The organism is Thioalkalivibrio sp. AKL6 (assembly GCF_000376905.1).
GTDB lineage: Bacteria > Pseudomonadota > Gammaproteobacteria > Ectothiorhodospirales > Ectothiorhodospiraceae > Thioalkalivibrio > Thioalkalivibrio versutus.
Window position 1 is genome coordinate 523,777 of sequence record NZ_AQXS01000010.1, and the last position, 13,564, is coordinate 537,340.

The following is a 13,564-nucleotide window of genomic DNA, read 5'->3' on the forward strand; positions in this document are numbered from 1 at the left end:
GGCTGTTGCCGCACCCGTGTTTCCCATCCAGCACTTCTTCCAGTCTTCCAACCTTCCTGTGAATCGCTTTTGAACTCGTTCGTGATGGCTCGTCAGGTATTGAGCCAGACGATGCCGGCGTTGAGGTAGATGGCGAAGGCAACCCACAGCAGGTATGGCACCAGCAGGGCGCCGGCGATGCGGTCGATCCGCCAGAAGGCCACCAGGGTCGCCAGGATCAGCGGCCACAGGATCAGGATCTCGGCGAGCGCAAGATCCGGGCGTTGCATGCCGAAGAACAGCACCGACCAGCCGAGATTCAAGGCGAGTTGAGCCAGGAACAAGCCCAGCGCAACCGGCGCACCGGTCAGACCGACCCGCCGCCACACATGCCAGGCCGCCAGCCCCATCAGGCCGAACAGCACGCTCCACACCGGGCCAAACACCGCATCCGGTGGATTCAACGGCGGCCGGGCGAGGGTTGGATACCAGTCGCCCACCGACAGACTGGTCGCCCAGCCGCCCAGACCGGCCACGGCAAAGACCAGGACCATCCAGGCCAGCAGGCCGAGCATGTCCCCACCGAAGGAACGTCGTCGCGGGCGCGCTGCCCTGACCGTGTCGCGTGTCATTACAGAATTCTCCTGGAGATTGGCGGTCCCATCGCAGGATGCCCCGAACAGAGCCCGGATTCCGAACCGGATTCATTCAGGATTCAGTGAACCACGCCACACTCCCGCTGACCATCCCGAAAAAAGCGAGCTCCAATGCCCCGCCCCGCCACCCTGATCACCGCAGTTCTGTTCCTCCTGGCCGCCGGCCTGCTGGGCTGGATGCTGCTCGGCCCGGAGGACGACACCGCCCCTTCCGGCCGTCCCGGCGGCGGCGAGACGCGACCGGTGGCCGTGGCCGTGGCCGCCGTCGAGAACCGTGATCTGATCGAGCGCCGGCGGTTCACCGGGAGCATCGAGGGTGCCGACCGCATCGAGATCACCCCCCGCGTGGGTGGCCGGATCGCCGAGGTCTTCGTCAATCTGGGCGACCGCGTGGAACCGGGTGATCCCCTGCTCCGCCTGGATACCGAAGAGTTCGAGCAGGACGTCGCCCAGGCGGCGGCAGAACTGGAGGTCGCCGAGGCCAGTCTGGCCGAGGCTCTGGCCAGCCGCGATGCCGCCCGGCGCGATCTGCAACGCACCCGGGAGTTGCGCGACCAGGGCATTGCCTCCCGCTCCGAACTGGAGGCCGCGCAGACCGAACTGGCCCTGGCGCAGACCCGGGTGACCCTCGCCGAATCGCAGATCCGCCAGCGACGCTCCGTACTGCGTACCCGCGAGATCCAGCTCGGCTACACCCGCATCGAGGCGGACGCCTCCAGCGGCACGCGCTGGGTGGCGGAACGCCATGTCGATCCCGGCACGGTCATCAGCGCCAACGAGTCGGCCCTGGCGCTCGTTCGGCTGCAGCCGGTCCGCGCGATCCTTGCCGTGACGGAGTCCGACTACGGCCGGCTGTCTCCCGGTCAGGAGGCGCAGGTGCGCACCAGCGCCTACCCCGAAACCACGTTCGCCGGGACCATCGCCCGAATTGCACCCGAGTTCCGCCCCGGCTCGCGGCAGGCACGGATCGAGGTGGAAGTGCCCAACGAGGACGCCCGCCTGCGCCCGGGAATGTTCGTCGAAGCCGCGATCACTCTGGGCCGGCGCGACGGCGCACGCGCCATCCCGCGCGACGCGATCATCCAGCGCGAGGCTGGCCCCACCGTGTTCAGTGTGGACCCCAGCGGCGAGCGCCCGCGGGCCCGCCGCCACCAGGCCGTCACCGGCGTCCGTGACGGGGACTGGGTCGAGTTGCTGGAACCCGATCTGCCACCGGGCACCGAGGTCGTGATCCTTGGCCAGCACCTGCTCGCGGACGGCACCCCACTGCGGCTGAGCGAACCGGACCGCATCGCGGGCCATGGTGACGCGCCCGAGGCGCAGACGCCGTGAATCCCGCCCGCCTGACCGTCCACCGCCCCGTGCTGACCAGCATGGTGGCGCTGATCGTGGTGATCCTGGGCCTGACTGCCCTGACCCGCCTGCCGGTGGACCTGCTGCCCGACATCACCTACCCCGTGGTCACGGTGATGACCTCCTACCCCAATGCCGGGGCCGAGGAGGTCGAGCAACTGGTCACCCGCCCCGTGGAGCAGGCCGCGGCCGCCATCACCGGCGCACAGGAGATCCGTTCCACCTCCGCCGAAGGCAACAGCAACGTCCGCATCAACTTCGCCTGGGGCACGGACATCCGCCAGGCCGTGGACGACCTGCGGGACCGCCTGGCACGCATCGAGGACCGCCTGCCCGACGACGCCGATCGCCCGCTGGTGCGTCAGTTTGACACCCAGGATTCACCGATCATGCGGCTCGGCATCGGGACGAGCCTCGACCCGATTCATCTGCGCACCCTGATCGACAACCGCATTGCCCCGCGCCTGGAGCGCATACCGGGGGTGGCGGCGGTGGATGTCTGGGGCGGACTGGAACGCGAGATCCGGGTCGAGGTGGATCCAGCGCGCCTGCAGGCCATCGACCTCGGACTGGACGACGTGCGCAACCGCATCCGCGACGCCAACGTCATCACCCCCGGCGGTCCCATCCTGGATGGGCGCCGCGAATACCGCCTGCGTACGCCGGCCGAATTCCGCACGGTGGAAGAAATCCGCGACACCGTGGTGCAACGCAGCGACGAGGGCGTCACCCGCCTGTACCAGGTGGCCGACGTGCGCGATACGCATCAGCGCATCACGCGCCGTTTTCGGGTCAATGGCGAGGAAGGCGTCCAGGCATCGCTGCGCAAGCTGGCCGACGCCAACACCGTCGAGGTCTCCGAGGCCGTGCACGCGGAACTCGCGCGCCTGAATCGCGACTTCCCGCAAATCGACATCCGCGCCGTCACCGACGAGGCCGGCTTTATACGCAACTCCATCACCAATGTCGGCCAGTCCATCCTTTACGGCAGCGCGCTGGCAGTACTGGTGCTGCTCGTGTTCCTGCGCAACATTCGCTACACCCTGGTGGCCGCGACGGCCATCCCGCTAGCCGTGATCTCGACTTTCGGCCTGGTGTACTTCGGCGGGCATTCACTCAACCTGATGACCATGGGCGGGATCGCGCTGGGCGTGGGGCTGATGGTGGACAACGCCATCGTCGTGATCGAGAGCATCGCCCGCCGGCGCGAAGAACATGCCGAGCAGACCGCCGCCGAGGCCGCGATCAGCGGCACCGGGCGCGTCGCCCCCGCCATCGTCGCCAGCACCCTGACCACCGTGGCCATCTTCCTGCCACTGTTCTTCGCCGAGGAACTCGCCGGCCAGTTGTTCAAGCCGCTGGCGGCGGTGGTCGCCTTTTCCCTGGCCGGCTCGCTGATCGTCGCCCTGACCCTGGTGCCGATGCTGATGGCCCGCGCGCCCATGCCGAAGCGGGACACGAGTGCCCTCGCACGCATGGAGCAACGCTACCAGGGGCTGCTGCGGCGCACCCTGACGCAGCCGTGGATGGTCATCGGCGTCAGCCTGTTGCTGATGATGATCGCCCTGACCGGTCTGCGCGGCGTGGGTACCGAGTTTCTGCCCGCCACGGACGAGGGCGAGATCCGGGTGCATGTCACCATGGAACCCGGCACGCCCCTGAACGAGTTGTACACCACCATGGCCGGCCTCGAGGCGATCATCCGCGACGAGGTCCCCGAACTGGAAAACCTGGTCTCCAGCTCCGGCGCCTCGGCGTTCCGGGCCTCATCGCCCGCCTCGGGCAACATGCGCGTGATGGTCGGCTCGCGCGACAGCCGCAGCCGCTCCTCCGACGCGATCGCCGCCACCCTGCGCGAGGCGCTGGGCAGCCCGCCCGGGGTCGAGATCCGCGTGCGGGCCTCCAGCGGGATCTTCTTCCGCGGCTTCGGGCGCGGCGCGGACGAGGAAAGCCTGTCCATCGAGGTGCGCGGGTTCGAGCTGGATACCATGAAAGCGGTGGTCGAGCGTTTCGAGGCGGCGCTGGGCGACATCCCCGGCGTCACCGACACCCGCGTCGGCTCCGACGGCGGCCAGCCCGAGTTCGCCACCCGCATCCACCGCGACCGCGCCGCCGATCTGGGGGTGGACGTACGCACCATCGCCCAGACCCTGGAGACGGCCCTGGGCGGCTCCAGCGCCGGGCAGTTGCGCGCGGGCGGCGACGAAACCCGCATCTGGGTGCAGCTGCGCGACGCCGACCAGAGCTCCCTGGACGACCTGCTGAACCTGACGGTACGCAGCGAAGACGGCGAGCGCGTCGCCCTGCGCAGCCTGGTCTCCTTCGATCCCGCAATGGGTCCGGACAGCATCCAGCGCCGCGAGCAGGCGCGCATCAGCACGCTGTTCGTCCACATCGGCGACCGTTCGCTGGGCGAAGTCGCCGCCGACGTGCGCGCGGCCCTGACCGACATCCCGCTGCCGGAGGAGATCGACTTCTCCATCACCGGCGACATCGAGGAGCAGGAGGCCGCGTTCTCGGAGCTCCTGCTGGGCACCCTGCTCGCGACGTTACTGGTCTACATGGTCATGGCCAGCCTGTACGAGTCCCTGCGCGACCCGCTGATCGTGATGTTCTCCATCCCGCTGGCGATCATTGGTGTAACCGGCGCACTGCTGGTCACCAACACCACCCTCAACGTGCAGTCGCTGATCGGCATCCTGCTGCTGGTCGGCATCGTGGTGAACAACGCCATCCTGCTGGTGGACCGCATGGCGCGACGCCACCGCGACGACGGCATGGAGCTGCAGGCCGCCATCGTCGCCGCCGCCGGCGAGCGTCTGCGCCCGATCCTGATGACCACGCTCACCACCATCCTCGCGCTGTCGCCGCTGGCGATCGGCATGGGCGACGGGGGCGAGGCCCAGGCCCCGATGGCACGGGTCGTGATCGGCGGGCTGCTGTCGTCTACCCTGATCACCCTGGTGCTGATCCCGACGCTCTACCTGCTGTTCCACCGCCGGGGCGAACAGCCGCAACCCGTCTACCGAGGCGCCACCGAACATGCCTAGAACGGCCCTGCCCTTCCTGGTCGCGCTCGCGCTGGCCCTCCCGGCCCACGCCTCTGAAGCGCCGGATGCCTCCGACGGGCTGCGCCTGTCACTGCCCCCGGATGCACTGACGGACGCCCGGCCGTTCGAACGCGAAGCGGTGGCGGAGGAGACCCTGTCTTTGGAAGAGGCCGTCGCCCGCGCGCTGGAGAACAATCGCGGCCTGCGCGCCGAACGCCTGCAAACCGCGATCCAGGGCACCTTTGAGGCGCAGGAACGCGCGGTGTTCGACCCCGAGCTGTTCGCCGAGCTGGAAATCAGCCGCGACCAGAGCGTGCGCCAGCTGGAACAGATCGGCGAAACCGACGAAGTCACCACCACCCGTCGCTTTGGCGAGGCCGGCCTGAGCCAGTCGCTCCCGACCGGCACGGATCTCACCGTCTCGGTGCGCAGCTCGCGCAGTTCCAGCTCGCGCGTGGAGACGCCCCAGTTCACCACCCGCGCGGGGCTGACGCTGACCCAGGCCCTGCTCCGGGGCGGGCGTATCGAATCCAACCTGGTGCGCCTGCGCCAGGCCAGCCTGGACGTGGATGCCTCCGAATACGAGGTTCGCGGATTTGTCGAACAGCTCATCACCGACGTGGAGGGTCGCTACTGGGATCTGGTGCTGGCCGACGAACGGATCGCCATCTTCAAGGAGGCCCTGGCCGTGGCCCGCGAGCAGCTCGACCAGACCGAGCGACGCATCGCCGCCGGCGACCGCCCCGAGACCGAGGCCGTGTCGGCCCGTGCCGAGGTGGCGCTGCGGCGCCAGGGCCTGATCGATGCCCGCGCCGAACGGGCCCGTGCGCAGGACAGTCTCGCCCGGCTCCTGCAGGGCGGCAACGGCGGGCTCTGGGATACCCGGCTGGAGGCCAGCTCGGAACCCGGGCTGGAACGCTACGCACTGGAACCGCTGGACACCTACGTCGCTCTGGCCCGCGACCACCGCGCCGACATCAACGAGACCCGCCTGCGGGTCCAGCGCAACCAGCTGGAGGTGGTGCGCACCCGCAACGGCCTGCTGCCGCGCCTGGATTTTTTCGTAACCCTCGGCCAGTCGGGCTACGCCGACAGCTTCAGCCGCACCTGGCGCGACCGCCAGGGCGATGGCTACGACCTGGCGGCCGGGTTGCGCTTCGAGATGCCGATCGGCAATCGCGCCGCCGAGGCCGAGCACACCCGCGCGCGCCTGACCCGCCAGCAGATCCAGGAGACGCTGGCCAACCTGGAACAGCTGGCGATCGAGGACGTGCGCGGCACCTGGTTCGACGCCGCCCGGGTCCGCGAACAGATCCAGGCGCAGGAAGAGACCATCGAGTTGCAGGAAGAACTCCTGCGGGTGGAACAGACGCGCTTCCGCGTCGGCGCCGGCACCGCCCTGGCCGTGGCCCAGGCCCAGCGCGACCTGCTGGAGAGCCGCCTGAACCTGACCGAGACGGTCGTGCGCTTCCGTCAGCTCACCACCGAACTGCTGAACGCCAGCGGCACCCTGCTGCTGCACCGCGGCATCGACGCCCCGGGCGCCGAGCGGGTGGAAATCCGCCTGTAACCCAATAGAGAGGCGCAGCCGACGAGCCCCGACCGGGACGCCCGGCTAATTCTCCACCAGCCGGGCGTTGCCCTGCGCGTCGATCTCGACGACCAGCATCGCCCCCGCACCAATGCTGCGGCCACTCAGCTCCATGATGTTCGCCCGGTGCGTCACGTAAACCGCGGGCCCTTGTGCCTGCCGGTATTCCTCCGCCAGGTGTTCGCGCCACGCCCGCATGCGCCGCTCCCGATGCGGGGCATTGGTGCGGAACACCGAGCCCAGCGCCTCCAGGACCTCCGGTTCGCCATAGCCCAGCAGCTTGGCGGTATCCCGGTTCCGGCACCAGGGCCCCGCAAACACGCGTATCGAATCCAGCCCGGCGGCGCGCAGGCGGTCGCCGGTCTCGCGGGCCTGTGCGCGGCCCTCGTTGGAGAGATTGCGCTGGGTGGCGCAGTCCGTGACGTCGAAGCCCGCCGGGTCGCCAATCCCGGGCGCGATGGCATGACGCATCAGCAGGATGCGGTGCGGCTCCTGCAACTGCTCGGCAATAGCACGTTCCGCCGCGAGATCATCCGCCATCACCGGCGCCGCGAGCGCCAGCACCACCACGACCCAGAACCCCGGGAATACAGAGCGCTTCATGACGCCGATTTCCTCGTACGGCGACGCCGGCAGGCGTCGGAACAGTAGCGCACCTCATCCCAGCAGCGGGCCCACTTTCGTCTCCAGGAGAATGGCCGACCGCACACCGCGCAGATCTTCTCGGGCGGGTGCGGCTTGGCGTGCGCCATCAGCGATCCGGGTGACAGACCCCGTCGTCGCAGCGCGAGCGCCAGCGATAGCGGGCGATCACGTTGTAGACGCGATCCATCAGCCACACGACCGGCGGCAGGCGATGCAGCACGGCACCCATCCAGCGATAGTAGGGCAGATGCCGCCAGACCATTACGAAGGCCCACGCCCCGCTGCGAATACGGCCCTCGGGGCTGACGGCATGCATGCGCTGCATCGCCTGGTCCCACGTGATCCCCCAGTCGGCCAGCGGGGTCGCATCGGCGTGGACGTCGCGCCAGTCGATCGCCCCGGCGGCGTCCAGCCGCCGGTAATGGCCGATCTCGCGGCGGCACAGGGGACAGCCGCCGTCGAAGAACACGATCGGCCGGCCCGGAGCCTCCGAGCGCGGGTCCCGTAAAGGCTCAGGCATGTCCCACCGGCCCGGTCTGCTGGTGCCGAGCCTCGCCCAGCGAGCGGAGGGCACGCTCGACCACATCCCGCGCGAGTCCCTGGGTCATCTCGGGATCGGCCGGGATCATCTCGGTGCGTACCGCCAGGGCCATTGCAAGCGCCTGCAGCACGTCACCATTGCAGGTATCCCCGAGCACACCGATCTCGTTATCCAGCGTATCGGTCAGGCGATCCAGCAACTGCTGCACCCGCACGGCAGAGCCGGTCTCGGGGTGCAGGCGAAACTCGAAGGACACGGCCTCGCCACTGGGTGTGACATAGCGATAGGGCAATACGTCCATGGCTCTCTCCTTCGCGAACGGTCGGGTTGTCGGGGCGGATTTCGGGGCGGTCGGGCATCCCCTTCGCCATTGGGCCACGAAACCGGAAAACAGTTCGACCAGCAACGGGCCGGCAGACCGGATCGCATCGCGAAACCCGCCCCGCTCGGCACGCGCAGGCGTTATCCTTGCGCCTCATGGAGACCCGCGACCGCAACATCGACTCCGCCGGCGCGCCCCGCGAGGCAGGGGGCCGGTAATGGGGGCGCGCCGCAAACGCCGCCCGTTGCGCCGCCTGCTCTACTGGACGGCCGGGCTGGCTGCGTTTCTTCTGGCGCTGGGGGTCGGGGCCATGCTCGCGCTGGTGGTGCTGTTCGCCCGCGTCGACCCGCCCTACGGCATGGCCATGGTGGTGGCCACCGACTGGCAGACCGCCTCGAACCGGCGCCCGGACTGGCAGCGGCTGGATGATCTGCCCCGCCACCTGATGCTCGCGGTCATCGCCGCCGAGGATCAGCATTTCCCGAACCACCGAGGATTCGACTGGGGATCGGTACGCCAGGCCGTCAGCGATCACGTGCGCGGCGGACGCCTGCGCGGGGCCAGCACCATCAGCCAGCAGACCGCGAAGAACCTGTTCCTGTGGCATGGCCGTTCGTGGGTCCGCAAGTCGCTGGAGGCAGGCTTCACCCTGGGTATGGAGTCCCTGTGGCCGAAGCGGCGAATCTTCGAGATCTACCTCAACCTGGCCGAATGGGGCCCCGGCATCTACGGCATCGAGAATGCCGCGCAACACTATTTCGGCGTGCCGGCGACGGAACTGACCCGGCATCAGTCCGCACGCCTGGCCGCCATCCTGCCCAGCCCGGGACGCATGAACCCCGTCCAGCCCGGACCCCAGCTGGATCGACGCATCGCCTGGGTCGAGCAGCAGATGGCCCAGCTCGGCATCGCCTGGCTGGACCCAATGCTGCTGGAGTAAGCTTCGTGCCCGACCAACGCCGAGGTCGGTCACGAAGATCGCCACGCGCCTCTGGCGCTCGCGATGACGGTGCTTTTCCACGTCATGGCGAGGCCCCGCCAGGGGCCGTGGCCATCTCCGGACGCACCCGCCCACGGTCGCCTGGCCCGAATTGTGGCGGGGAACTTCCAGCCTTTAGACTGCTCGCACTGACTGCACGGGCGAACCGCCGATCAATGGGTCCATCGGCATGGACGCAATTATGGGCGGTTCCCATGGATGCCCCCCGAACATTGAGGTTTGCCGTGACCCACCCGCGATCGCCGTTTCGCTTCTTCTCCCGCCTGCTCGTCCTCGCCGCCCTGCTGTTCTCCGTGCCGCTGGGGGCCGTCTCTGCCCAGGATGCCGGCGCGACAGAATCCGGCAGCGATCTGCGCCAGATGCTCATCCACGCGCTGGAGAACGAGGAGGCGCGCGAAGACTTGCTCGAGGCCCTGCGCTCCGGCGACCGCTCCAGCGCGGACGACTCCGTCACGGATGACCTCCCGGTCGACACCGGCGAAAGCGAATCCGTCGCCCGCCAGATCGCCCAGCTGACCCAGTCGCTGGCCGAGGGCACGGTGGCCGAAGTCCGGGCTCTGAACGACATTGCCACGGACATCGCCGAGCGCGTACGCGCGATCGAACCGACCGTGTTCGGCATGGCCGTGCTCGATCTCGCCATCATCATCGTGTTCACCGTGGCGGTGTTCCTGATCCTGCGACGGCTGGGCGCCCCGATGTTCACGGCGCTCGACCGCTGGGCACTGAATGCCGCCGAGCACATGCGCCTGATGCGCGCGCTGCCGGCGGTCACCCTGGCCGCCATCATCGATTTCCTGATCGTCATCCTTGCCTGGCTGGCCGGCTATGCCCTGGCGCTGTTCGTGCTGGGCGAATCGGGCGAAATGAACACCCGCCACTCGCTGTTCCTCAACGCCTTCCTGCTGATCGAGGTCACCAAGGCGGCGCTGCGCCTGATCTTCGCCACCCGCTACCACGGCCTGCGCCTGCTGCCGATGGCCGGGGACGAGGCGGCCTACTGGAATGCCTGGCTGGCCCGCATCGTGGGCTATATCGGGTACGGCCTGTTGCTGCTGGTGCCAATTGCCAACAACCAGATCTCGTCCGAGGCGGGCCGCTCGCTGGGACTGCTCGTGATGCTGACGGCCTTCCTCTACGCCGCCGTGATCATCCTGCAGAACCGCACCCGGGTACATGACCGCCTGATGGCCCTCGCCAACCGGGCGGAATTCGCCTTCACCCGCATCGTGACCTCGCTGCTCGCGAAGTCCTGGCACTGGATCGCCCTGCTCTACTTCCTGGCCCTGGCCGTGGTCAGCATCACCCGCCCGGAAGACGCCCTGCCCTTCATGGCCAAGGCCACCGGACAGACCCTGCTCGCCGCGTTCGTCGGCATCTTCGTGGCCAACCTGCTGACCCAGCTGATTGGCCGCCAGATCCGCGTGCCGGAGGAGACCCGGGAGAAATTCCCGTCGCTGGAACTGCGCCTGAACTCGTACATCCCGAAGGCGTTGCGGGTAATGCGCCTGGTGATCCTGCTGATCGTGCTGGCGGTGGTCGCAGATGCCTGGGGTGCCTTCAGCCTGACCACCTGGCTGGCCTCCGATACCGGCATGGCGTTGCTGGGCACCGCGATCTCGGTGGCCCTGATCGTGCTGGGTGTGCTGGCCATCTGGCTGGTGTTCGCCAGCTGGATCGAGCACCGCATGAACCCCAACACCGGGGACGGCGGCCCGACCGCGCGCGAGGCCACACTGCTGACCATCTTCCGCAACGCGGTGGCCATCGTGCTGATCGTGATGACCACCATGATCGTGCTGGCCGAGATCGGCGTGAACATCGGCCCGCTGCTGGCCGGCGCCGGTGTGCTCGGGCTGGCGATCGGATTCGGTGCCCAGAAGCTGGTCCAGGACGTGATCACCGGGGTCTTCATCCAGCTGGAGAACGCGATCAACGTCGGCGACGTGGTCACCGTCGCCGGTACCACCGGCGTGGTCGAACGCCTGACCATCCGCTCGCTCGGCATCCGCGACCTGTCCGGGACCTACCACCTGATCCCGTTCTCCTCGGTGGATGCGGTCGCCAACTACATGCGCGAGTTCGCCTACCACGTGGGCGAATACGGGGTGGCCTACCGCGAAGACATCGACGAGGTCATCGTGCGTCTGCGCGAGGCCTTCGAGGAGCTGAAGGAAGACCCGGACCAGGGTCCGAACATCCTCGACGAGATGGAGGTCCACGGGGTCACCGCACTGGCCGACAGCTCGGTCAACGTGCGGGTCCGGATCAAGACCCTGCCGGGCACCCAGTTCGGTCTGGGGCGCGCCTTCAACCGTCTGGTCAAGCGTCACTTCGACGCCGCCGGCATCGAGATCCCGTTCCCGCACCAGACCATCTACTTCGGTCAGGAGAAGGACGGGTCGGCCCCTGCGGCGAACCTGCGCATGATCCAGGCCGCCCCGGAGGGTGGCACGGACGACCAGGACTATTCGAACGACCGGCGCGCGCGCCCGAACCCGAAGCACAAGGGCGACTACGACGAGACCGACGACTGATGCGCACGGTTGCCGCGGAGGCCGATCCTGGCCTCCCGGCAACCGGCATCCTGTCCTGAGCCGTCTTACCCTTTCCGACAGGGAGGGATTTGGGTCAATATAGGTCCATGCGACTGTTGATCCTGCTCGCGCCTCTGTTGCTGCTCCTCGCCTGGGCACCGGGCCTCTGGGTGCGCCACGTCATGAAGAAATACCACCAGCCGGCGGACCGCTACGACGGCACGGGCGCGGAACTGGCCCGCGACCTGCTGGACCGTCACGGGCTGCACAAGGTCAGGGTGGAGACCACCACCAAAGGCGATCACTACGATCCGGACGCCCGCACCGTGCGCCTGTCGGAGGAAAACCACGACGGACACTCGCTCACGGCGGTCACCGTGGCCGCCCACGAAGTGGGCCACGCCATCCAGCATGCGGAGGGTTACGCCCCGCTGCGCATGCGCAGCTACCTGGTCTGCGTCGCGGGATACGGACAGCAGATCGGCGCCTGGCTGCTGGTCGCCATCCCCTTTATCACGATCCTCGCCCGTCACCCGGCGCCCGCGATCCTGTTCCTGCTGGCCGGGGTGCTGTCCATGGGACTCGCCGCACTGGTCCATTTCATCACCCTGCCCACCGAACTGGATGCCAGCTTCCGGCGTGCCATGCCGATGCTCCGCGACGGCAAGTATCTGCACCCGCCCGACTACCCGCATGCCGAACGCATCCTGAAGGCCGCTGCCTATACCTACCTGTCACAATCGTTGATGAGCCTGCTGAACATCGCCTCGTGGTTCCGGTACCTGCGTCGATGAGGTCGTCCGCACCGGACACCTGCATGCTGTGCAAACATCCCACCCGACCGTTTCACCACCGCGGCGTCGGCGACCCCTCGCCCGGCGACTACCGCCGCTGTCCTAACTGCCACCTGGTGAGTCTCGAACCCTCTGACTGGCCCGACCGCGAGGCGGAACGTGCGTATTACCGCACCCACGAAAACCGCCCCGACGATCCGGGCTACCAGGCCCATTTACAGCGGGTGATACAGCCACTGCTCGAGGCTCTGCCGCCGCCCGCTCGCGGCCTCGACTGGGGCTGCGGACCACAACCGGTCCTCGCAACCCTGCTGCGGCATCAGGGCTACCGGATGGACACCTGGGACCCCGCCTTTGCGCCCGACCGGCCGGACCCACCCGGCCCCGGCTGGGATTTCGTCACCTGCACCGAGGTCCTGGAGCACATGCACCGGCCCCGGGAGGCACTCCAGACCATGCTCGGCCACCTGCGCCCCGGCGGCGTCCTGGCCGTGATGACCGAATGGCCTCCCGAGGCGGCCCGCTTTCGCCGCTGGCATTACCGCCGCGATCCCACCCATGTCGCCTTCTACGGGCCCGAGACCCTGCACTGGATCGCGGACCGGCTGGATTGCGCACTGAAGCTGCCGTCGCGTGACATCGCCCTGTTCACCCGTACCCGGGATTGTGCGCAATGATCGACCGCCCGCGCGGGGCTTGTCCGGACGACTTCGGGTACACCCATCCGCGCTAGCAAGCGAGCCATGCCGGCTCCGGAGCCAACCAGCCAACCAGCCAACCAGCCAACCAGCCAACCAGCCAACCAGCCAACCAGCCAACCAGCCAACGGAGATGCTGCCGCTGGGCGTGGTCATCCGCGAAGCGGACTACGGCCGATGGTGAGGCCTCTCGCCGCGGCCACTGGCATGCGGCCACAAGCGACCCGGCCAATCGGATCGCCGCCCCCGGACTGGAACGGGCGTCACACCGATGCGGTTACCCCATCACGCCCGGGGAACAACGCCGCCTCATGCCGTTCTTTGACTGGTACCGTAACCCTTCAGCGTGGCTTCCCGAACAGCGGAGAGTCCTCCCGGAAGGCCGTACGCCCCCAACG

The 13,564-nt window shown here is 68.4% G+C and carries 13 protein-coding genes; 8 read left to right on the forward strand and 5 right to left on the reverse strand.

Annotated features, from left to right (window positions below):
• Positions 1 to 92: 92 nt before the first annotated feature.
• Positions 93 to 611: a TspO/MBR family protein gene (locus D575_RS0110445; RefSeq protein ID WP_018145866.1), complete on the reverse strand. Its 519-nt coding sequence runs from the start codon at positions 609 to 611 to the stop codon at positions 93 to 95.
• A 135-nt stretch (positions 612 to 746) separates the two neighbouring features.
• On the opposite strand from D575_RS0110445, the gene D575_RS0110450 reads away from it, so the two are divergent.
• The 3 genes from D575_RS0110450 to D575_RS0110460 are packed head-to-tail and all read left to right on the forward strand — an operon-like array spanning position 747 to position 6,608.
• Positions 747 to 1,967: an efflux RND transporter periplasmic adaptor subunit gene (locus D575_RS0110450; protein ID WP_018145867.1), complete on the forward strand. Its 1,221-nt coding sequence runs from the start codon at positions 747 to 749 to the stop codon at positions 1,965 to 1,967.
• Positions 1,964 to 5,038, forward strand: a complete 3,075-nt coding sequence (locus tag D575_RS0110455) for an efflux RND transporter permease subunit (protein WP_018145868.1) — start codon at positions 1,964 to 1,966, stop codon at positions 5,036 to 5,038. The genes D575_RS0110450 and D575_RS0110455 overlap by 4 nt, the downstream gene beginning before the upstream one ends.
• Positions 5,031 to 6,608, forward strand: a complete 1,578-nt coding sequence (locus D575_RS0110460; protein ID WP_018145869.1) for a TolC family protein — start codon at positions 5,031 to 5,033, stop codon at positions 6,606 to 6,608. The genes D575_RS0110455 and D575_RS0110460 overlap by 8 nt, the downstream gene beginning before the upstream one ends.
• A 45-nt stretch (positions 6,609 to 6,653) precedes the next feature.
• Here D575_RS0110460 and D575_RS0110465 read toward each other — a convergent pair whose 3' ends face one another.
• Genes D575_RS0110465 through D575_RS0110475 form a run of 4 tightly spaced genes read right to left on the reverse strand, consistent with a single transcriptional unit; the run spans position 6,654 to position 8,116 of the window.
• Positions 6,654 to 7,232, reverse strand: a complete 579-nt coding sequence (locus D575_RS0110465) for a histidine phosphatase family protein (RefSeq protein WP_017942129.1) — start codon at positions 7,230 to 7,232, stop codon at positions 6,654 to 6,656.
• On the reverse strand, positions 7,229 to 7,381 hold the full coding sequence (locus D575_RS14150) for a DUF2256 domain-containing protein (protein WP_081602024.1): 153 nt from the start codon (positions 7,379 to 7,381) through the stop codon (positions 7,229 to 7,231). Before D575_RS14150 ends, D575_RS0110465 begins: the two co-directional genes overlap by 4 nt.
• The gene (locus tag D575_RS0110470) at positions 7,381 to 7,794 is read right to left on the reverse strand and encodes a thiol-disulfide oxidoreductase DCC family protein (protein ID WP_026182120.1); all 414 of its coding nucleotides are present in this window, start codon (positions 7,792 to 7,794) and stop codon (positions 7,381 to 7,383) included. The genes D575_RS14150 and D575_RS0110470 overlap by 1 nt, the downstream gene beginning before the upstream one ends.
• A complete protein-coding gene (locus D575_RS0110475; protein ID WP_018145871.1) occupies positions 7,787 to 8,116 on the reverse strand; it encodes a hypothetical protein in 330 nt (109 codons plus the stop codon). Before D575_RS0110475 ends, D575_RS0110470 begins: the two co-directional genes overlap by 8 nt.
• A 238-nt stretch (positions 8,117 to 8,354) precedes the next feature.
• On the opposite strand from D575_RS0110475, the gene mtgA reads away from it, so the two are divergent.
• From mtgA to D575_RS14680, 5 genes are all read left to right on the forward strand, one after another.
• The gene (gene mtgA, locus D575_RS0110480; RefSeq protein WP_017942132.1) at positions 8,355 to 9,077 is read left to right on the forward strand and encodes a monofunctional biosynthetic peptidoglycan transglycosylase; all 723 of its coding nucleotides are present in this window, start codon (positions 8,355 to 8,357) and stop codon (positions 9,075 to 9,077) included.
• Between the two features lie 284 nt (positions 9,078 to 9,361).
• A complete protein-coding gene (locus tag D575_RS0110485) occupies positions 9,362 to 11,674 on the forward strand; it encodes a mechanosensitive ion channel domain-containing protein (RefSeq protein WP_018145872.1) in 2,313 nt (770 codons plus the stop codon).
• Between the two features lie 107 nt (positions 11,675 to 11,781).
• Positions 11,782 to 12,468: a zinc metallopeptidase gene (locus tag D575_RS0110490; RefSeq protein ID WP_017942134.1), complete on the forward strand. Its 687-nt coding sequence runs from the start codon at positions 11,782 to 11,784 to the stop codon at positions 12,466 to 12,468.
• Positions 12,469 to 12,494: 26 nt separating this feature from the next.
• On the forward strand, positions 12,495 to 13,145 hold the full coding sequence (locus tag D575_RS0110495; protein ID WP_026182121.1) for a class I SAM-dependent methyltransferase: 651 nt from the start codon (positions 12,495 to 12,497) through the stop codon (positions 13,143 to 13,145).
• Positions 13,135 to 13,350, forward strand: a complete 216-nt coding sequence (locus D575_RS14680) for a PT domain-containing protein (protein WP_369772572.1) — start codon at positions 13,135 to 13,137, stop codon at positions 13,348 to 13,350. The genes D575_RS0110495 and D575_RS14680 overlap by 11 nt, the downstream gene beginning before the upstream one ends.
• Positions 13,351 to 13,564: the final 214 nt, after the last annotated feature.

Excerpts from the sequence above, each read along its gene's own strand:
- D575_RS0110445 (WP_018145866.1), bottom strand. The coding sequence starts at position 611 with ATGACACGCGACACGGTCAGGGCAGCGCGCCCGCGACGACGTTCCTTC.
- D575_RS0110450 (WP_018145867.1), top strand. The coding sequence starts at position 747 with ATGCCCCGCCCCGCCACCCTGATCACCGCAGTTCTGTTCCTCCTGGCC.
- D575_RS0110460 (WP_018145869.1), top strand. The coding sequence starts at position 5,031 with ATGCCTAGAACGGCCCTGCCCTTCCTGGTCGCGCTCGCGCTGGCCCTC.
- D575_RS0110465 (WP_017942129.1), bottom strand. The coding sequence starts at position 7,232 with ATGAAGCGCTCTGTATTCCCGGGGTTCTGGGTCGTGGTGGTGCTGGCG.
- D575_RS14150 (WP_081602024.1), bottom strand. The coding sequence starts at position 7,381 with ATGGCGCACGCCAAGCCGCACCCGCCCGAGAAGATCTGCGCGGTGTGC.
- D575_RS0110470 (WP_026182120.1), bottom strand. The coding sequence starts at position 7,794 with ATGCCTGAGCCTTTACGGGACCCGCGCTCGGAGGCTCCGGGCCGGCCG.
- D575_RS0110475 (WP_018145871.1), bottom strand. The coding sequence starts at position 8,116 with ATGGACGTATTGCCCTATCGCTATGTCACACCCAGTGGCGAGGCCGTG.
- mtgA (WP_017942132.1), top strand. The coding sequence starts at position 8,355 with ATGGGGGCGCGCCGCAAACGCCGCCCGTTGCGCCGCCTGCTCTACTGG.
- D575_RS0110490 (WP_017942134.1), top strand. The coding sequence starts at position 11,782 with ATGCGACTGTTGATCCTGCTCGCGCCTCTGTTGCTGCTCCTCGCCTGG.